Consider the following 20,821-nt stretch of genomic DNA (forward strand, 5'->3'; position numbering starts at 1 on the left):
TATCATCTCCATTTTAAACTCTTTACAGCCTCTTTGAAAACTCTCCCACGTTCCTTATAATTCTCAAAAAGGTCAAAACTTGCCCCTGCAGGGGATAAAATTATGCTATCACCTCTTTCTGACCATTCCAGAGCAAGTTCAAAAGCCTTTTCAAAAGTATCTGTAATAATATAATTATTAAAAAATTCATACTTTTTAATCTCATCAACCATCTTTCCAAAAACTATTGTTTTCTTTGCATACTGTTGTAATTCTTCTAATAACATAGTCATATCCTCATTTTTTGGAATACCAGAAAGCATAGCAATATAACCTTTATTTCTAAATGACTTATATGCAGAATATGCTGCATGTGCATTTGTCGCTTTTGAATCATTAAAAAATCTAATTCCGTTATACTCTTCTATAAATTCCAGTCTATGTTCAAGTGTCTTAAAAGTTGAAATAAACTCTTCTATAATATTCTTTGAAATATCCAGGTTCAACGCAACTCCAACAGCAGCCATAACATCTTCCTGATATAGCTCAAATTGCAAACTTAAATTGTTTATATTAATTACAATATTCCCTGCTTCTATCATGTTATTTTTCCATACAATATTACCATTTTCCCCAAATAGAACAATTCTTTGTAAATTATCAAAATAACCTCTTAAATTGGCATTTACAAATGCCATTCCATTACCCATAACCGTTCGCTTTACCATATTGATTTTTGTATTATAGTACTCTTCCAAAGAAGAATGCCAGTTTAAATGATCAGGCATAAGATTTAGCAAAACAGATATCTCTGGAGTAAAGGTTGAACCCCAGAAAAGCTGAAAGCTTGAAACCTCTACAACATAAATTTCTTTATCCAGCGGTGCTGAACTTAACGGTGTCCCTATATTCCCACAAACAAATGTATTATATGTACTGCTAAGAATATGACCGGTTAACTGAGTTGTTGTTGACTTTCCATTTGTTCCTGTAATTCCCACAAAAACAGCCTCAGGATTATGTTTCTTTATGTAATTCCATGCAAACTCTATTTCAGTAGATATTTTAATATTTGAGGTTTTTAAAACCTTCACAACTTCGCTATCGGGTTTTACACCAGGGCTTAAAATAGCAAGATCGCAATTTCTTAGTAACTTCCCATGCTCTTCTTCATACTGTATATTATGTAAATCTAATAAATACTTATCTTCTTTTTTCAAAGGCTTATTATTACTAACAAAAACTTCATAGTTCTCTTTTAATAATATATTTTCAAGCAACGCTTTATTGCTAACACCGTATCCTACAAGGCATATCCTCATTTCAATCCCTCCGATAAATATAAGTCAATTAAATATTATACATTAAAAAGGATATTAATATATTAATTTTTTTTGAAATTAGAAAAATATATTTCTCTATATCCACTTGACACTGCAACAAATACCATGCTATAATTCACTCAGTGAATAAAAAAATCGCGAGGTGAAAAAATGATATCAGAATATGCAAAGATACACGATACTGTAAAACTCGGTCATAATATAGAAATTGAAGAAAATGTCGTCATAGAAGAAGGAGCTATAATAGGTAATAACGTAGTTATAAAAAAGGACACAATAATAAAAAAAGGATGTGTAATAGCAGACAATACAGTTCTTGGAAAAAAGCCATTTAAAGCCTCTGCGTCAGCTGTAACCGTAGAAAAAGAACTACCTCCACTTGAACTTGGAGAATATGTAACTATTGGTGCAAATTGTGTGATATACAGAGGGGCAAAATTATCCAATTTTGTTTTTGTAGGTGATCTTGCAAGTATTAGAGAAGATGTTGAAATCGGTGAATATACCATTATAGGAAGGGGCGTTGCAGTCGAAAACCAAACAAAAATAGGAAAACGAGTAAAAATAGAGACAAACGCTTATATAACAGCATTATCAACTATAGAAGATTATTGTTTTGTGGCTCCAGAAGTAACCTTTACAAACGACAACTTCCTCGGTAGAACCGAAGAAAGAAAAAAATACTTTAAAGGAGCTACATTGAAAAAAGGTGCAAGAATCGGTGCAAACTCAACAATATTACCAGGAATTACAATTGGTGAAGATGCCCTTGTAGCAGCAGGTTCAGTAGTTACAAAAGATGTTCCTTCTAAAAAAATTGTTCTTGGAAGTCCTGCTAAAGTATATAAAGACGTTCCTGAAGAACAATTATTAGAAAATCAAAGTTATTATAATGAATAATCAAAAAAGGCTGTTCAAATGAACAGCCTTTTTAATTATAATTATTTAAAATTTAAATTCAGCAAGTGCATTATTTAAAAGGTCTACACTCATCTGTAAATCCTCTGCGATTTCTGCAAGATTATCTGCCATATTCTGAATTTCATTGCTTGATTCCTTCATATTCTGAACATTTTCAAAGTATCTGTTCAATGAATCATTTACATTTGAGAAAGATTCTGCAATTGTCTGTGAAGAAGCATTCTGTTCTTCTGCTGATGCTGCCAATGATTGTGAACGTTCAGAAACTATAGCAGTTTGACTTAAAATATTATCCAATTCTCCAGTTAATACCTTTGAATTTTCAGTAACCTTTTCAACTGTTTCTTTTACTGTATATATTTGCTTTGTAGACTTGTCAACATTAGCCTTAATTGACCCCAATATACCAGCAATTTCATCTGTAGCTTTTCTTGTTTCTTCTGCAAGCTTTCTAATTTCATCAGCAACAACAGCAAAACCTTTTCCTGCTTCTCCTGCTCTTGCAGCTTCAATTGCCGCATTTAATGCCAATAAGTTTGTCTGTTCTGCAATATTAGAAACCTGTTCAATAACTTCTGTTATATTACTTGCGTAATTTTCAAGTTCTTTAATTTCATTTATTGTTTTCATTGTTTCTTCTGTTGCAGCATTTACAGCTTCTTCAAGTGATTTCATTACCTCTTTACTTGTATTTGTAGCTGTTTCAAGAACACCTGCAACATCAGCCAGTTCAATTGCTGCATTTGCAACTTCATCTGTAGAACGTGAAATTTCAGCAATTGCATCATTGGTATTATCTGTTTCTCTTCTCATTATCTCAGCTTCTTCTGCCATCATATCAAATGAAGCTTTGAATTCTTCAATAATTGCATTTGATTCCTGAGCACTTGAAGAAACATTATCCGCTGATATCTTAATTCCTTCCATTGATTTCTTTATAAATTCAAATGTTGGTCTTAATTTTTCACCAACAAGAGCATACATCTTTTTGGCAATAACCCCTATTTCATCATCTGAATGAATCTTAGCAGATACTGTTAAATCACCTTCTGCAATCTTTTCAAGTTCTTTTAATGGTGACAATGACTTTTTAAGCATATAGAATGCATAAATACCTATTAATAAATTAATTACAAAAATTATAAATTGAATCCTTCTCATTAAAAGAACCTTTTTTTCAGATTCCTTCTGGAATAATGTAACTGCAGTATTCATTTCAACCAAGAGTGGAACATTGTGTTCTACAATATACTTCATTGATTCTTCACTATGTGTGGTTCTAAAATCTTCAATATGCTTATAAAATTCATCCCACATTGACTTTACCTTTTCCAATTGCTTTTTTACTGTAGGAGGAGCTTCAGGAACATCAACCATTTTTTGCCAGGCAAGATCAAATGGGGCTTTTCCTCCGTCTTTTAAAGCATTAAGCGTTGTATCAAACACCTTTATAGTATTATCCAAACTCTTATTCAAAGCTTCGTCCTTCAAAATATGATAAGCCAATGCTTCTTTGGTCATTCTTTGTGTAAGCATCCTCTGCCTTCCAGCAAGATTAATTACAAGTCCATCATAAGCCTGGGCTTTCGTAATCGTTCTCGTTGAAAAGTAAGTAAACAATGATAACAGAATAAATAGAACTATAGGTACTCCGAGTTTAACATATAAGCTGCTCTTTTTCATATTTTCTCCTCCCTGAATATTTAAAATTATATTAAATTTAAAATCTTTATCGCATATATTATACCATCTCCCAACAAAAAATCAACAATATTTTTAATTATATATATGAAGATTATAATCATAATAAAAATCCATTATTTATAAAATTATACAATATTTTTAAGAAAAAGTAAAGATTGAAAATAATTTCAGTATAGTATATAAATAATAAAATAAAAATTAATTGACAAAATTCAGAAATAATGTGGTAAAATATATATAGAACATATATAGACAAAATACCCCTTCCGAGCCTTTTCTCCTAAAACGCAAGCTGCGTCATGGAAAAAGGCCAATGGGTATAGCTGGAAACGGTTATGCCTCCCGTGTTTGGAAAGGAAGGAAAATTCTAAAGGGGGGGTAAAAGTGTCATTTAACGGAAAAGTATTAAGAGTAAATCTTACCGAAAAAAGCGTAAAGGTTGAGAAACTGCCAGAGGATTATGAGCTCTATCTTGGTGGAAGAGGCCTTGCAACAAAGATGTTCTACGACGAAGTAGGCCCTCAAGTGGATCCCTTCTCACCTGAAAACAAATTATTCTTTGCAACAGGTCCTTTAACAGGAACTGCCGCACCAACAGGTGGAAGATATATGGTAGTAACTAAAGGTCCGTTGACAGGCACCATAGCTTCAAGTAACTCAGGTGGTTATTTTGGTGCAGAATTGAAATTTGCAGGTTATGACATGATTATTATTGAAGGAAAAGCAGAAAAACCTGTATACCTTATGATTAAAGATGATCATGTAGAACTTAAAGATGCTTCTCATCTCTGGGGAAAAGACGTATTTGAAACCACTGATATAATGATGGAAGAAATTGGAGATCCAAGAGCAAGAGTTGCATGTATTGGACCAGCAGGAGAAAAATTGGTAAAATTTGCAGCTATTATGAACGATAAACATAGAGCTGCAGGTAGAACCGGTGTTGGTGCAGTAATGGGGAGTAAAAACTTCAAAGGTATCGTTGTAAGGGGAACAAAGAGACCTGAGGTAAAAGATCCAGCAAAATTCATGGAAGTTGTAAAAGAAAAAATCAAAAAATTAAGAGAAAATGGAATTACCGGTGAAGGTTTGCCTAAACTGGGAACCAAGGTTCTCGATAATATTATTAATCAAAACGGATTATATCCAACAAGAAACTTCCAGGATTCAGTATTTGAATTTACAGATGAAGTTTCCGGCGAAGCGCTTGTTGAAAAAGGATATCTCGTTAAAAATATGCCATGTTTTGGCTGTCCTATAGCCTGTGGAAGAAGAGTAACACTTCCTAACGGCATTGAAACAGAAGGTCCAGAATATGAAACTGGTTGGGCATTTGGGCCAGATTGTGGCGTTTCAGACTTAATTGCTATAGTTGAAGCAAACCATCTATGTAATAAATATGGTTTAGACACAATTTCAGCAGGTTCAACAATTGCATGTGCAATGGAAATGTATGAAAAGGGCATTGTAAAGAAAGAAGAATTAGGAAATGGTCCTGAATTGAAATTTGGAAGTTCAGAAGCTGTAGTATTCTATACAAAACAAATTGGATTAAGAGAAGGAATTGGCGACAAATTAGCAGAAGGTTCTTATAGATTTGCAGAAAGTTATGGACATCCTGAATTTGCCATGGTTGTTAAAAAACAGGAAATTCCTGCATACGATCCAAGGGGTGCTCAGGGACATGGTCTTGAATACGCAACAAGTAACAGAGGCGGATGTCACGTTAGAGGTTATATGATTTCTCCTGAAATTCTCGGTGCTCCTGAAAAAATAGATCCACAAGCACTTGAAGGAAAAGCAGAATGGGTTAAAGCATTCCAGGATTTAACAGCAGTTATAGATGCTGGAGGATTATGTTTATTCACCTCATTCGCATTAGGTGCTGACGATTATGCTGATTTAATAAACGCTGCATTGGGATGGAATAAATCAACAGAAGAAATATTAAAAATTGGCGAAAGAATATGGAATCTTGAAAGAAAATTCAATTTAGAAGCAGGAATCGATCCTTCACAGGATACACTTCCAAAGAGATTGCTCGAAGAACCTGTAAAAGAAGGTCCAAACAAAGGTCAGGTTGTTCATCTTGATCAATTGCTTCCAAAATATTACGAAGTAAGAGGATGGAGCAAAGAAGGTATTCCTACAGAAGAAAAACTCAAGGAGTTAGGAATTCTATGAAGGTTGAAATAAAATTTTTCGCTACCCTGAGATTACATCTCAGGGTAGCTTCATTATCTTTAGATGTAGATGAAAATACAACTGTAAATGAATTAATAGACATACTTGTAAAACATTTCAACGATGAAAAGGTGCGAGAATACCTTATCGATGAAAATGGTATTAGAAAAGGAACAATGATATTAATAAACGGAAAAAACATATTACATCTAAATGGTTTAGATACAAAAATCGAAGAAGGCGTTATTTCAATTTTTCCACCAGCAGGTGGGGGGTAATTTTTATTCCTTTATAAAATTCCCTGTATCTTTTAAGAGATATCCACCCAGCTTCTCTGCATCTCTTTTAAACTCCTCAGAACCTATTATTTCCTGAATCAACTTAAATCTCGGATCATCTATAAAAGAAGGATGTATTAAAAGATCATATCTCTCATGTGCCACTGGCACAAAATCAAGATCATAAATATTGGCAGCTGCTTTTATTCCAAGACCCACATCTGCCATATCTTTTTTTATTTTCAATGCAAGATTAACATGTGAATACTCTTCATCAGAATAACCATGAATCCTATCCGGAGAAATTCCTTCCTTCTCAAGATGATAATCCAATAAAATCCTTGTTCCCGCAGTTTTTTGCCTGTTAATATATCTAACTCCGTCCTTTGTAAGATCTGAAAAAGTCTTTATACCTTTAGGATTTCCTTTTTGAACAATAAATCCCTGTTCCCTATACGAAAGATTCATCAATGTATATTCATCAATATACTCTTCAATATAACTGATATTATACTCACCACTTTCAGGATCAAGAAGGTGCATTCCAGCCATATGAGCATACCCTTTTGCTATAGCCATTATTCCACCAATACTTCCAACATTAGCAGAAACAATATTTATATTCTTATCATATCTCTTTATATAATCAGCAAGTAAATCTATCAACAAATCATGACTTCCAATAACAAGAATATTATTATCCACTATTTCTTTAGAACGCTTAAGATGTATATTTATCTCTTCGCCATCTTCCAATACCTCTATACCCTTTTCTATATACACAACACCATCCTGTTTCGATACTGCTGAAATATTAGCGGCACCTCTCTTTAAAGGAATAGCTACATATCTATCTTCAACCTTACCAACACCAACCCTTAAATATTCCTTTTCTGTAATGGAAGAATGAATTCTCTTTCCAGATACACCTTCAATAATTTCATTGTCATAATATACTTCTTCCTTTGTTTTATTCAATATCAAAGGTTTCACTATATCCTCAAGTATTATATTGCACGAAACAGGAAATCCCGGCAACCCAATAACAGGTTTATCCTTAACAATACCTAAAATAGCAGGTTTTCCCGGTTTTATATTCAATCCATGAACAATAACCTTACCCAGCTCATTTACCGCATGAAAGGTAAAATCCTTTGAACCAGCTGAAGAACCAGCATTTAAAAGAATTAGATCATATTTTTCTATATTCTCTTCTATTGTTTTTTTCAAAACTTCCAGATCATCTGGCAATATACTATGCACATCAACATTTGCATTGTATTTCTCAATAAAATTCTTAATCATAGCAGAATTGGTTTCTGGAATTTGGAATTCTTCCGTTTTCTCTTCTGGTTTAACAATTTCATTTCCTGTTGGAATTAACAACACACTTAATTCTCTTAAAACAGGAATTTTAAATACACCAGCCATCAATAAAAAGGATATATCATTTTCTGTAAGTGTATGATATCTTGGAAATAACATTTCGCCTTTACATATATCCTCTCCAACCTTTCGAACATCCTTATAGGGAAAAACGCTATTTCTAATTTTAATCTTCGTATCATCGATAATCTCTATATTCTCTATCATAATTACTGCATCATATGGCTTATTAATAGGATAACCAGTATTTATATATTCAAAATCCTTCTTTAATTCCAGAATCTTTGGACTGCTTTCTGTTGCACCATATGTATGTTTGCTGATAACTGCCACACCATCCATAGCACTGCTATTATAAGACGGAACATTCTCATTGGCAAAAATTGGCTCAGCAGTAACTCTGCCAAAGCTTTCCCTTACATCGATAACTTCTTTTTCATCATTCCTAAAATACTCTTCCAGCTTACTAAAAAAGAGTTCAACACCCGCTTCAATATCCATCTTATTCAAATAAAATCTCCTTTTCAAAACTATCCCCCCTATTTTTTATGTGTTAATAAAATTATATCACAATAAAAAAAATTAGGAATTTCCTTCAGCAGATATCAATATAGTTGAAAAAAGAAAAATGATGTAAATGAAAACTAAGAATTTCCCGCAGCGGGGATTACAGGATAGTTGGAAAAAATAAAAGCGAGTGAAGGCTCGCAGAGTGTCCAAGGTAAAATTACAAACGATTGAAAAAATAAAAGTGAATGAATACTCGCAGAGTGTCCAAGGTAAAATTACAAATGATTGAAAAAATAAAAGTGAATGAATACTCGCAGAGCACCCGAAAAAAACTGCGAATGGAGAGGGTCAAAAAAACAGGATGTTTTTTTGAGCGCAGCTTCTGCAGGGATGCAGAATCTAAGCGACCCCGCGAATATGAGCAGTTTTTGAGGATTAGTGCTCAAGTCGTATGAATGAACTTTTATTTTTTCAATCTACAACAAAAAGGACGAACATGGACGTGAGTCTGTAGCGACCGGCGGGAACGAGAATTTTTGAGGATTAGAATTTTCTACCGTTTGAGCGATTATTATTATTTCTATTTTTCATAAAACTTTCTAAGATCAGCTCTCAAGTCGTATGAATGAACTTTTATTTTTCTTCTTTTGAAATTAACAATCAATGTTTAAGCGTTTTTAATTGTTAGATATCATAGACTTTTAAGAATAAAAGAATTATAAAACAATAATCACCTTTTATTGACACTAATTAATTACCACAACCTTTAAGCAACATTTAATTAAACTATAAAATAATGTAAAATTTAATATAGTTGAAAAGAGAAAAAAACAGGAGGTTGAGAAATGAACAAGTATAAACTTCGTTGTATAAGTTGTGGAAAAGTATATGAACCTGATGAAGTTGAATATACATGTCCAGTTTGCGGAGATAGGTTAGGAACACTTGAAGTAATATATGATTATGATGAAATAAAGGTTAAAAAGGAAGAGTTTGGGAAATTCGATAATATATGGCAGTTTGAGAAAATTTTACCAATAAGCGACAAAGCTTACAAAACGCCTTTGCATGTTGGCGGAACACCGTATTACGAACATAAAAAACTCGCTGAAGAATTAGGAATTAAAAATCTTTTTATAAAATACGACGGAACAAATCCAACTGCATCTTACAAAGATAGAGCATCAGCCTTAGCTATAGCCAAGGCATATGAAAAAGGATATGAAACAATATATTGTGCTTCAACAGGTAATGCAGCCAGTTCTTTAGCAGGATTATCAGCACCAACAAAATTAAAAACATATATATTTTTACCCGCTTCAGCACCAATTGCAAAAATATCACAACTTTTCATATACGGTGCAAACGTTATCCCAATAGACGGTACATATGATGAAGCATTTGATATTTCACTAAAAATTGGTGAAGAAAACGGATGGTATTGCAGAAACTCGGCAATTAATCCATATTTACTTGAAGGCAAAAAAACCGGAGCTCTTGAAATAGCTGTTCAAAGCAATTGGGATGTTCCAGATTACGTACTTGTAAGCGTTGGCGATGGTACAGTTATCAGTTCATTCTACAAAGGATTTTACGATTTCTATAAACTTGGATTAATAGATAAAATCCCAAGAATTATTGGTGTTCAGGCTGAAGGTGCCGCTGCAATAAAAAGAGTATTTGATAAAGGTGAACCATTTATGCCTGACGACATAGAAACACATACAATTGCAGATAGCATAAGCGTTGGAAAACCGCGCGATGTAGTAAAAGCCTGCAAATACGTAAAAGCAAGTGGCGGATATTTCGTAAGTGTAAGTGATGAAGAAATATTAAATGCTATATATGAATTATCAACAAAGACCGGTATATTTGCCGAACCCGCCGGAGCTACTTCATACGCTGGTCTGAAAAGGATTTCAGAAAAAATTGGAAAAGATTCAACTGTTGCAATTGTAGTAACAGGAAACGGATTAAAAGATGTAAAAGCAATAGAAAGCTTTGTAAATCTAAAAAAAGTAAAACCAGACTTAAATGCTGTTAGAGAGGTGATTAAGGAATATGAAAATAAAATTTAAGTTAAACGGTAAAGATGTTGAATACGATGTTGCTGAACATAAAAGGGCTCTTGATTTTTTGAGAGATGATATGAGAATGACCTCCGTAAAAGAAGGTTGCGGCGAAGGGGAATGTGGTGCATGTACAATTATCTTAAATGGCAAAAACGTCAATTCCTGTATGGTTTTAGCAGTTGAACTCGATGGTCAGGAAGTATGGACCCTTGAAGGGTTAAATGAAAAGGGCGACACCATAATTCAGGAATCATATATTGAAAAGGGAGCTATACAATGTGGATTCTGTACTCCTGGATTCATAATGTCCACAAAAGTATTGCTTGATAACAATCCTTCACCAAAAGAAGAAGAAATAAAAGAAGCTCTTGAAGGTAATCTATGTAGATGCACAGGATACACCAAGATAATAGAAGCGGTAAAACTCGCTGCAGAGAAACGAGGTGAGTCCAGATGAAAAACATAAAATACTTCAAACCAAAAACAATAGAGGAAATTTCAAAAATAAAATCTGAAAACGATGCCAGACTTTTATCAGGCGGAACAGATTTAATGGTAAAAATGCGAGCAGAAATATTTAATCCAGAAGTAATTATAGACACCAAAGGTCTCGAGAAGGAAGAAGTAAAATTCTATAATGGAAGAGTAAGAATTCCTATAAACACAACATATGATGAATTAATAAAAAATGAAGAATTCAACAAACGATTCCCTATGATAGTGGAAATAATCAAAAAAATAGGTTCTCCACAAATTAGAAACAGAGCTACACCAATAGGCAATATAGCAAACGCTTCACCAGCAGGCGATTTCCTATTAAGCATGTACCTCTTTGATGGAAATGTGGAAATTAAACCTTCAAACAAAATTATGAAAATATCCCATTTTGTTACCGGTCCGGGAAAAATAAAACTTAAAAACGATGAGTTTATATATTCAATAGAATTAAAGGAAATGGAAGGATACAAATACTACTATGAAAAAGTTGGAAAAAGAAATGCAATGAACATATCCATTATCAGCATAGGCGTTCTTTTAAAAACAGATAATGATGGAAAAATAGAAGATATAAAAGTTGCATATGGCTCTGTTGGACCAATAGTTGAAAGATTTGAAGAAATAGAAGAAAAAATGAAAGGCAAAAAAGTATCAAAAGAATTATTTGAAGAAATGGGCGAAGAATATATGAAAGTAATAAACCCTATAACCGATGTTAGAGCTACAGCGGAATACAGAAAAAAAATGGTAAAAAATCTGCTTATAAAAGCATATTATGAATTAATAAAATAAACTTATTTCAAGGGAAGGGTGATAAGGGTGATTGAGATTAAGGATTATATCAGACCAAAAAGTATCGAAGAAGCCTATGAAAAATTGGTTTCAGTGGACGGTGCCGAAATAATAGGAAGCGGTGCCTTTATGCGATTATCTTCGAGAAAGATAGAGTTTGCCATTGATTTGCAAGATGCAGGTGTAAATTATATAAAAGAAGAAAATGGCGAAATAAAAATTGGAAGCGCTACACCTCTTGGCGAAATAGAAAAAAGCGAAATAATAAAAAACGCTTTTGACGGAAAATTAGCCGAAATTATGAAATACATCTGGTCCGTTCAATTGAGAAACATTGCCACTCTTGGTGGAACGGTATTTCCAAAACTTGGATTCTCTGATTTGCTTACAGTATTACTTGTTTTAGATACAGATATTGTATTGCATAAAAACGGCAGAATGCCACTTGAAAAATTCCTCGAAGAAAAAATCAGAAAAGACATTATGGTTGAATTGATAATAAAAAACAACGGAAGAAAATTATCATTCCAGAATATGAGAAATTCATTCTATGATTTTTCAATATTAAATGCTGCTGCATCTAAATTGGACAATGACATTAAAATTGCTATAGGTGCCAGACCTGGCGTTGCAAGATTAACCAGGAAAACAATGGAAGAACTCAAAACACTTGAAAATATAGAAGAAAAATTACAGGAAATATCAGAAAAAGCCGCTTCAGAAGTTGAATATGGTTCAAATATAAAAGGTTCAAAGGAATACAGAGAAATGATTGCGCCAGTACTTGTTAGAAGGGCTTTAGAGGAGGTAATAAAATGAAAATAACCTTAACAGTTAATAATACAAAACATGAAGTTGAAATAAACCCTTCTGAGTTTCTTCTCGATGTATTAAGAAGACTTAATTATATGAGTGTCAAAAAAGGTTGTGACACAGGAACATGTGGCGTATGTACAGTACTCATGGACGGAAAACCTGTCCTTTCCTGTTCTGTACTCGCAGCATCTGCTGACAGACATGAAATTACCACAGTAGAAGGGCTAAAAGATGATCCGGAATACAAGAAATTTACAGAGGCATTACTTGCCCAGGGAGCTGATCAATGTGGTTTCTGTAGCCCTGGATTAATTTTAAGCGTATATGCAATGAAAAAAGAATTAAAAAATCCAACAGAAGAGGAAATGAAAGAATACCTTGTTGGAAACTTATGTAGATGTACAGGATACGCAAGTCAAATGAGAGCAATAAAACAATTTTTTGAGGTGAAAGCATGAAAGAAGTAAAAAGAACTATCAAAAAAATAGACGGTTATGGACTTGTTAGTGGAAAACCTGTATATACAGATGATTTAGCGCCAAAAGACGCTTTAATAGTAAAAATTCTTAGAAGCCCTCATGCATTTGCAAAAATTAAAAACATAGATACGTCAGAAGCAGAAAAAATGGACGGCGTTGAATGTGTATTAACATATAAAAACGTTCCAAGAAATATCATTACCCGTGCAGGTCAGGGATATCCTGAACCTTCACCATATGACAAATTTGTGCTTGACGAATATGTAAGATATGTTGGCGATGAAGTTGCAGTTGTAGCAGCAAGAGATGAAATAACTGCAGAAAAAGCTTTAAAATTAATAAAAGTTGAATATGAAGTGCTTGAACCTGTGTTGGATTTTGAAAAAAGCAAGGGGTCAAAAAGTATAATACACCCTGAAGCAGATTATAAAAGCGAAGGATTTATTAGTTCTGATCCAAAAAATAATATTGCAGCCTCATACGAAATGAGTGTGGGCGATGTGGAAGAAGAAATTGAAAAATCGGAAATTGTAGTAAAAGAAAGATTCTACACACAAGCACAGGCACATGTAATGATGGAACCACATGCAGCATATACATATCTTGATATGCAGGGAAGACTTGTAGTTGTTTCTTCAACGCAGGTCCCATTCCACGTCAGAAGAATCTTAGCAAGAGCATTAGGCATGGAAATTAGCAAAATTAGAGTAATAAAACCCCGTGTAGGTGGCGGTTTTGGTGGAAAACAGGGAATACACGGCGAACCATATGCAGCATTGGTTACCTTAAAAACCGGAAAACCTGCAAAGGTTTATTATACAAGAAAAGAAGTATTTGAATCAACATATACAAGACATCCTATGAGATTTGACGTAACTATCGGTGCAGATAAAGATGGAAAAATAAGAGTAATAGACGTAAGGGGACTTTCAGACACAGGTGCATATGGTGAACATGCATTAACCACATTTATGGTTGCAGGTTCAAAAGTATTGCCTATGTATAATAAAGTAAAAGCTGTAAGATTTGGTGGAGATGTAGTTTACACAAACCATCCACCAGCAGGTGCATACAGGGGATATGGCGCTATACAGGCAAACTTTGCAATAGAATCTGCCATGGATATGCTTGCAGAAAAATTAGGCATGGATCCTGTAAAATTAAGAGAAATAAATATGATTCGCGAAGGCGAAACATCACCTATATTCAAAATAATGGGTGAAGGCCGCGAAGGCGTTGAAATGATTGTTAATAGCTGTAAATTAGATGAATGTATAGAAAAAGGCGTAAAGAAAATCAACTGGGAAGAAAAATTCAAAGCAGAAAAGAAGGGCACAAAAGTAAAAGGTGTGGGTATGGCAATAGCCATGCAGGGATCAGGAATTGCAAAAATAGATATGGCAGCCGCCACATTAAAATTAAATGATGATGGTTCATTTAATTTGCTTATAGGTGCAACAGATATAGGAACAGGTAGTGACACAATATTATCTCAAATAGCAGCAGAAGCATTAAATGTTCCAACTGAAATGATAATACCATATTCATCAGATACAGATACCACACCATTTGACACAGGTGCATACGCATCAAGTACAACATATGTTTCAGGTAATGCCGTAAGACTTGCAGCAGAAAAAATGAAAAATGAAATCATAAAAGCCGGTGCAGAATATTTTGAAGTACCTGAAGAAGATGTTGAATTTGACGGTAAAGAAATAAAAACAAAAGATAAAAAAATAAGCCTTAAAAAACTTGCTGAAATACTATATTACAACGAAAACCAAAAACAATTAAGCGTAACTGCCTCTTATGTTGGTGAAGAGTCTCCACCACCATTTATGGCTGGTTTTGCAGAAGTTGAAGTTGATACAGAAACAGGTAAAGTAGATCTGCTAAATTATGTAGCTGTTGTGGATTGTGGGACACCAATAAATCCAAACCTCGCCAAGGTCCAGGTAGAAGGCGGTCTTGCACAGGGAATTGGAATGGCAATGTATGAAGAGGTTATTTACGATAAAAACGGAAGATTGTTAACAAACAATCTTATGAATTACAAAATTCCTTCAAGACCGGACATTAAAAACTTAGATGTGGAACTTGTGGATAGTTATGAACCAACAGGACCTTATGGTGCAAAAAGTGTAGGTGAAATCGGAATTGACACACCTCCAGCAGCAATTGCAAACGCTGTGTATAATGCAGTTGGTGTAAGAATAAAAGATCTGCCAATTACACCAGAAAAAGTATTAAAAGCATTAAAAGAAAAGAAATAATTTATTTAAAAAATCCCCTTTCGCTTTTTCGAAAGGGGATTTTATTATTTATACAAATTCAAGAATATTTTATCCTTTTTTATAGGTCTAAATAATTCTATTAAGAAATAAAGAGAAATTATATAAAACACCGAACTCACAAGAAATAGATATGTATATCCATTACTCAATGAAGTTATAAATCCAAAAACAACAGCTGCAAGAGAACGTGAAATAAAATTCAAAAAATTTCTTATACTGCTAATAGTAGTAACCTTTTTTTGTGGAATATAACTCATTACAATAGTGGTCGATACCGGATTAGTCATATTCATAAACGAAAACCTCAAAGCATATAATACCGTAAATGCATAAGGATCCCTAACAAAAGCAAAGGAGATAATCAACGGTATAACAAGGATATTCATAATAAGCGAAAATTGATAAGCACCGATTTTTCTCGATATTTTCGATGAAAATATCGATCCTACCGCTGCGCCAAACTGCGCAAAAGCAAGAGCTGCTCCTATCATAGTAGGTTGTAAATTAAACAGGTCCTTAAATATAATATTCCCAAAATTCACAAATAATCCCGCACCAAATCCTATTAAAAAGGTTCTTATTAAATGTATCTTTACTATATGATATTGCAACTTATCAAAATCCTTTAAATTAAATAAATCCTTTAAACGCAAAGTCTGTCTGTGTTCGCTTTCATGAATAAAAATCAAAAATATATTTGAAGAAAGATGAAGCATCGCTGTAAAAACTAACGCATTTCCAAGCCCTAAAAACTCGCCCATTGTTCCGCCAATTAAATTACCAACAAGACCACTTCCCATTACAAGACCAAAATTATATCCAAAATACTTCCCTCTGTTTTCATGTGTGGTAATATCAACTATTAATGAATTTAATAAAATCATCCTTGAAGTTAAAAAGCCACCATTTAAAAAGGCCGTAAGCAATAATATATTTTCAGAGGGATGAAATACTCTGAATAATAAAATTGTTGTAAATACCAATGAGGAAATTAACAACATAATCTTTTTTCCAAATTTATCTCCGGCAATTCCTATGAACAATCCAAGAATTGCTGAACCAATCATTTCAAGTGAAGTAATATGGCTTATAAATGAATTGGTATAACCAATATCCCTTAAAAAAAGATTAAAAACTACCCTATATATAGATTCAGCAAGTCCTGTTAAAACTGTATAAAACAATAGCTTTTTCATCTTATACCTCCAAATTAATTCGTAAAACTAACAAAGTTTATTATAGTATACTACAAAAAATCCCTCTTAATGTTAAACCGAAATTAAAATCTTCCTAAAAATTATAGTTTGCTTTACTAAGAATATATGTTATAATAAAAGCGTGAAAAATTTTTCTTAGAAGGGGGAATTAAAATGGAATTATTAAATCCAGAAAATGCACCAAAAGCAGTAGGACCATATTCAATAGCAGTAAAAAGCAATGGTTTCATCTTCGTTTCAGGACAGCTTCCTGTAGACGTTGAAACAGGAGAATTTATAAAAGGCGATATTGCAAAAGCAACAACAACAATTTTAAACAATATCAAAAACATTCTCGAAAGCGCTGGAAGCAGTGTAAATAAAATTGTGAAGGTTAATGTATTTATGACAGACCTTTCAAAATTCGATGAATTTAATAAAGCTTATGGCGACTTCTTCAACGGCCATAAACCAGCAAGAGCAGCTATACAGGTTGCAGCATTACCAAAGGGCGCAGATATAGAAATAGAAGCTATTGCTGAAGCATAATTTTTAATTAAAATAAATACCCGGAATTTCAATTAATTCCGGGTATTTTATTATGCAAGTATTTTGTTTAATATTTCCCTATACTTTCCGTTTAAATATATCTTTCCTTTCTCACCATATATAATCTTCTCCTTATTATGAGGCGAATTTCTCGAAATAGCGCTCGTAAATGCAGAAATGGAACGCGAATCCTTCAAGTTTAACTCTTTTATAATCTCATCTTTCGAAGAACTTCCAACTTTAACCATATATCTTAAAAATTCTCTGGTAGAATCAGTCAACGAATTCACAAGACCTTTTAATTCATTCTCTGACCATTTCTCTTCCATAACCTTTGACCCTTTTATCAATTCCTTAAAATATTTAATCCGTATTGCAAGGTCATTTGACAAAATCCCAAATAATATTTCTGTTGGTAAATTTTCATATTCTATCAATTCTATCATCTCATACAAAAACGGTTCTATCTCCACAATACTCTTATCAAGATTTAAGTTTTTCATGTTAATTTTCTCATTTCCATATATTAAAACTTCATTTTCCATATCAGCTGCTATTCTTAATCGCTCAAATAATGATATAATAAATAATGAGAGGAATTTTCTTTCCACTTCCTCAGGAAAGGTTTCGCTCTTTAAATATTCAAGAATCTCATAAAAATCATCTTTTGTTGTTAATTTATCAAAAATCTCGCTCTTTACCTTTTTTTCTTCTTCTACTATATTTTTTCCAAGAAATGTATATAACGTAGAAAGTATTTCTTTATACAAAATCATCACCCCATTTATAATTTTATAACTTAATATATATTATACCAAAAAGGAGAGTAAAATATGCAAAAATCTATAATTGTAAAAGAAGGAAATTATTATAAAAGATTGGATAAATTCTTAAGAAATAACTATGAAAATCTAAAACTCGGGTTTATATACAAATTACTCAGAAAAGGTTTTGTATATGTAAACGGAAAAAGGGTAAAAAAACAGGATTTCGTTTTGAATATAGGTGACAAAGTTGAAATTAGATATAACGGTCCTCTTGAAGAAAGAAAAAAGGAAAAAAGCATATTGCCAAGACCTTTAGACCTGGAAATAATATTTGAAGATAAAAATATCCTTGCAATAAACAAACCAAATGGAGTTTCAGTGCATCCTGGAACAGGAGAAGAAAAGGTTACAATAATAGAAGGTGTTTTACATTATGCAAATGGCGAATTTGAACCACATCTTGTTCATAGACTTGACAAACATACATCTGGCGTTCTTGTAATAGCTAAAAACAAACAAATTGCACGAGAATTAACAGAAATAATCAGAGGAAGAAATATATTGAAGAAATATCAGGCATTAGTTTTAGGAAAATTAAAAGGAGAAAAAAATAAATTAGAGGACATACTTGACGATAAAAAAGCTGTATTATATTATGATGTCTTAAATACATACAGAATAAAAAACATACCGTTATCCCTTGTTGACATTGAATTAAAAACAGGAAGAAAACATCAAATAAGAAGGCAATTTGCAAATATCGGCTCGCCTGTTGCAGGTGATAATATATATGGTGATTTTGAAAAAAATAAGATATTAAAAAGATTTGTAGGACTAAAAAGATACTTCCTGCACTCATATTACCTTGAATTTGATTACAAAAACAAACGTTATACATTAATGGCGGAACTAACTGACGATTTAAAAAAGGTTTTAAACAGATTGGAGCGATAAGCTTTTGAAAAATCTTAAAACGCTTATATTCTATATAACCATATTCTATGCAGTTTTTAGCTTTATCTATATCTCATATAATGATTATAAATTCTTATCCAGAGGATATCATATCATTGATAACTCCAGATTAAAAACCCAATCAATAAAGATTGGGGAAAAGGTTGTGGAATATTACAAATATCAGGATTATATCCTAATAAGCGAAAATTCCACCAATATAACTTTGGATGACTTTAAAAATATAGTCCATAGATTCAATAATATAATAGTTGCCGAGTTTTCAGACTTCGGCTTCATCTTTGACAGATATAAAATCTATCTTTCAGATGACGAATTAAAAAAAATAAGATATGCTCATTATATAAAACCAAAGGAAATGGATAAATACGATACAGAACAGGTTGTTCAACGGTATTGGAGAGCGTTTAATGAAAGAAGAATAAACCTTTTCTATATTCCAGAACATAAAAACAGATCTGAAATAATAAATGCCATAGAAAAAAGAATGAAAAATCATAAAGATTATATATTGCCATTGGAAAATATTCCTGAATACTTTGATATTATCTCAGCTGCAGTTCTTTTAGCTTTTGGAGCAATATATATACCGTTGTTTTCAATAATATATGCTATATTATATTTTTACTTTAACCCCTGGTCGTATGTATTTGCAGCGATATTTTTTTCCTTTATTTCATGGATAAAATGGAAAAATCATTTTGAAAAAGACAAAGCATATATAAAAGCTGTTTTGTTTAATATACTAATTGGTATATTAATCTACTCTTCAGGATACAGTTATTTATACATCTATAAAATTTCTGTTATTAGAGGTATTAAATTATTACTCATTACCCTTCCATTTATACTATTTATAGTCCAGATAAAAAACTTTAAATTAAAGAAAAAAGACATAATTCTCTCTTCAATAATCCTTGGGATAGTATTTATCTATTATATCCTCAGAAGCGGAAATTTTGGCATTTCCACAATGACAGAAAGAAAAATAAGGGATTTGCTTGAAAAATATCTAATTGCCAGACCGAGATTTAAAGAATTACTGGGATACACTTTCATCTTCACAAAACCACCAACAGAATTCTTTAAAATATTCTGGAATATAGGGCAATCTATAGTATTTGTCTCAATAATAGACACCTTTTTACACTTTCAAACACCGCTATACCTTGGTGTATTGAGAACAATAAATGCTTTTGTTATTGCAGGAATTATTATAGTTTTACTTAGAATTATCGTGTATAAACTAATATATAATCGGGGTGAATAAAATGGGAAATGAAATAAGAATAAAGGCTATTGATGCTGGAAAAAATATAGACATTGCACTTATAGCTGCAAAATTGCAATTGCCAGTCATCACAAAATGGGAAATGCCATTAATATTAAACTATAATCAAAAAAACGTACATGTTTATCAATTTGGAACCTTTGTATTTTTTGATTTCACCGACAAGGAAATAAAGGATTTTATAGTCTATCTGGAAAAATTAATAGAAGAAGAATATAAAACGGTTTTAGAAGATGAATTAATCATAAAAATCGATAATAATATAAAGGGAAACTTTTATATTGACTACAACATAGAAACATTATTCATAAAAGAAGAATTCATTACTCAGGAAGTTCTTTCATTAATATCATTGACCATATCCCAAAGTGTGGCATTAGAACGATATGAACAACTTTCGGACGAGCTTGAAGATGAAATAGAAAAAACTATATATAGATACAAAAAATTCAAAGCATTTTTGCCAATAATAAGGAATATTGTAATAGGAAAAACATTAAATCTTGTAAAAACAAGACATGAAATAATATCTGATATTATGATTCTTGATAAACCGTCCATTACCTGGGAATGGAATCTATACGACGAATTATATGAATCACTTGCAAGATTTTTTGAGTTAAAAAGAAGATATAAAAACCTTTCGCATAAATTAGATTATGCACTGGAAACTTACACTGTATTAAACGAAATAAGCGAAGGCTCAAGAGCCAATTTTCTCGAATTTCTCATTGTTGTCCTAATTGTCCTGGAAATCGTCATGGCATTCTTGCACATCTAATAA

The 20,821-nt window shown here is 32.5% G+C and carries 18 protein-coding genes and 1 riboswitch; of the genes, 13 read left to right on the top strand and 5 right to left on the bottom strand.

The annotated features are described in order from the left end of the window. Positions 1-2: 2 nt before the first annotated feature. On the bottom strand, positions 3-1,301 hold the full coding sequence (gene murD, locus LN42_RS06055) for a UDP-N-acetylmuramoyl-L-alanine--D-glutamate ligase (RefSeq protein ID WP_075780514.1): 1,299 nt from the start codon (positions 1,299-1,301) through the stop codon (positions 3-5). 171 nt (positions 1,302-1,472) lie between these two features. Between murD and LN42_RS06060 the strand changes: the two genes are divergently transcribed. Further along, on the top strand, positions 1,473-2,222 hold the full coding sequence (locus LN42_RS06060) for a DapH/DapD/GlmU-related protein (RefSeq protein ID WP_075780515.1): 750 nt from the start codon (positions 1,473-1,475) through the stop codon (positions 2,220-2,222). 45 nt (positions 2,223-2,267) lie between these two features. Here LN42_RS06060 and LN42_RS06065 read toward each other — a convergent pair whose 3' ends face one another. Further along, positions 2,268-3,926, bottom strand: a complete 1,659-nt coding sequence (locus LN42_RS06065; protein WP_075780516.1) for a methyl-accepting chemotaxis protein — start codon at positions 3,924-3,926, stop codon at positions 2,268-2,270. Between the two features lie 273 nt (positions 3,927-4,199). Continuing rightward, positions 4,200-4,322: riboswitch (molybdenum cofactor riboswitch) on the top strand. A gap of 9 nt (positions 4,323-4,331) precedes the next feature. Between LN42_RS06065 and LN42_RS06070 the strand changes: the two genes are divergently transcribed. Beyond that, entirely contained in the window at positions 4,332-6,131 is a 1,800-nt protein-coding gene (locus LN42_RS06070; protein ID WP_014296623.1) for an aldehyde ferredoxin oxidoreductase family protein, read from the top strand. Continuing rightward, a complete protein-coding gene (locus LN42_RS06075; protein ID WP_075780517.1) occupies positions 6,128-6,409 on the top strand; it encodes a MoaD family protein in 282 nt (93 codons plus the stop codon). The genes LN42_RS06070 and LN42_RS06075 overlap by 4 nt, the downstream gene beginning before the upstream one ends. 3 nt (positions 6,410-6,412) lie before the next feature. Here LN42_RS06075 and LN42_RS06080 read toward each other — a convergent pair whose 3' ends face one another. Continuing rightward, a complete protein-coding gene (locus LN42_RS06080; protein WP_075780518.1) occupies positions 6,413-8,323 on the bottom strand; it encodes a molybdopterin biosynthesis protein in 1,911 nt (636 codons plus the stop codon). An 827-nt stretch (positions 8,324-9,150) separates the two neighbouring features. On the opposite strand from LN42_RS06080, the gene thrC reads away from it, so the two are divergent. The 6 genes from thrC to LN42_RS06110 are packed head-to-tail and all read left to right on the top strand — an operon-like array spanning position 9,151 to position 15,238. Next, positions 9,151-10,383 carry a threonine synthase gene (thrC, locus tag LN42_RS06085; protein ID WP_075780519.1) on the top strand — a complete coding sequence of 411 codons (1,233 nt, stop codon included), beginning with the start codon at positions 9,151-9,153 and terminating at the stop codon, positions 10,381-10,383. Continuing rightward, entirely contained in the window at positions 10,367-10,834 is a 468-nt protein-coding gene (locus tag LN42_RS06090) for a (2Fe-2S)-binding protein (RefSeq protein WP_014296627.1), read from the top strand. Before thrC ends, LN42_RS06090 begins: the two co-directional genes overlap by 17 nt. Further along, positions 10,831-11,667, top strand: coding sequence for a xanthine dehydrogenase family protein subunit M (locus LN42_RS06095; RefSeq protein WP_075780520.1), 837 nt, complete (start codon positions 10,831-10,833; stop codon positions 11,665-11,667). The genes LN42_RS06090 and LN42_RS06095 overlap by 4 nt, the downstream gene beginning before the upstream one ends. A 27-nt stretch (positions 11,668-11,694) precedes the next feature. Beyond that, positions 11,695-12,486, top strand: a complete 792-nt coding sequence (locus LN42_RS06100) for a xanthine dehydrogenase family protein subunit M (protein ID WP_075780521.1) — start codon at positions 11,695-11,697, stop codon at positions 12,484-12,486. After that, positions 12,483-12,941, top strand: coding sequence for a (2Fe-2S)-binding protein (locus LN42_RS06105; protein ID WP_075780522.1), 459 nt, complete (start codon positions 12,483-12,485; stop codon positions 12,939-12,941). The genes LN42_RS06100 and LN42_RS06105 overlap by 4 nt, the downstream gene beginning before the upstream one ends. After that, positions 12,938-15,238, top strand: a complete 2,301-nt coding sequence (locus LN42_RS06110; RefSeq protein WP_075780523.1) for a xanthine dehydrogenase family protein molybdopterin-binding subunit — start codon at positions 12,938-12,940, stop codon at positions 15,236-15,238. The genes LN42_RS06105 and LN42_RS06110 overlap by 4 nt, the downstream gene beginning before the upstream one ends. Before the next feature lie 44 nt (positions 15,239-15,282). Here LN42_RS06110 and LN42_RS06115 read toward each other — a convergent pair whose 3' ends face one another. Next, on the bottom strand, positions 15,283-16,455 hold the full coding sequence (locus LN42_RS06115) for an MFS transporter (protein ID WP_075780524.1): 1,173 nt from the start codon (positions 16,453-16,455) through the stop codon (positions 15,283-15,285). Positions 16,456-16,629: 174 nt separating this feature from the next. Here LN42_RS06115 and LN42_RS06120 point away from each other — a divergent pair, with 174 nt between their 5' ends. After that, complete coding sequence (locus LN42_RS06120) at positions 16,630-17,004, top strand: Rid family detoxifying hydrolase (protein ID WP_014296632.1); 375 nt, start codon at positions 16,630-16,632, stop codon at positions 17,002-17,004. Positions 17,005-17,054: 50 nt separating this feature from the next. On the opposite strand, the gene LN42_RS06125 is transcribed toward LN42_RS06120, so the two are convergent. After that, positions 17,055-17,774 (bottom strand): hypothetical protein, encoded by a 720-nt coding sequence (locus LN42_RS06125; RefSeq protein ID WP_041638529.1) that lies wholly within the window; start codon positions 17,772-17,774, stop codon positions 17,055-17,057. Positions 17,775-17,837: 63 nt separating this feature from the next. On the opposite strand from LN42_RS06125, the gene LN42_RS06130 reads away from it, so the two are divergent. Genes LN42_RS06130 through LN42_RS06140 form a run of 3 tightly spaced genes read left to right on the top strand, consistent with a single transcriptional unit; the run spans position 17,838 to position 20,818 of the window. After that, entirely contained in the window at positions 17,838-18,725 is an 888-nt protein-coding gene (locus tag LN42_RS06130; protein ID WP_075780525.1) for an RluA family pseudouridine synthase, read from the top strand. 4 nt (positions 18,726-18,729) lie between these two features. Beyond that, complete coding sequence (locus LN42_RS06135) at positions 18,730-20,016, top strand: DUF5693 family protein (RefSeq protein ID WP_075780526.1); 1,287 nt, start codon at positions 18,730-18,732, stop codon at positions 20,014-20,016. 1 nt (position 20,017) lies between these two features. Further along, positions 20,018-20,818 (top strand): RMD1 family protein, encoded by an 801-nt coding sequence (locus LN42_RS06140; RefSeq protein ID WP_014296636.1) that lies wholly within the window; start codon positions 20,018-20,020, stop codon positions 20,816-20,818. The last annotated feature ends 3 nt before the right edge of the window (positions 20,819-20,821 follow it).

Origin of the sequence: Marinitoga sp. 1137 (assembly GCF_001941525.1) — a bacterium.
Classification (GTDB): Bacteria; Thermotogota; Thermotogae; order Petrotogales; family Petrotogaceae; genus Marinitoga; species Marinitoga piezophila.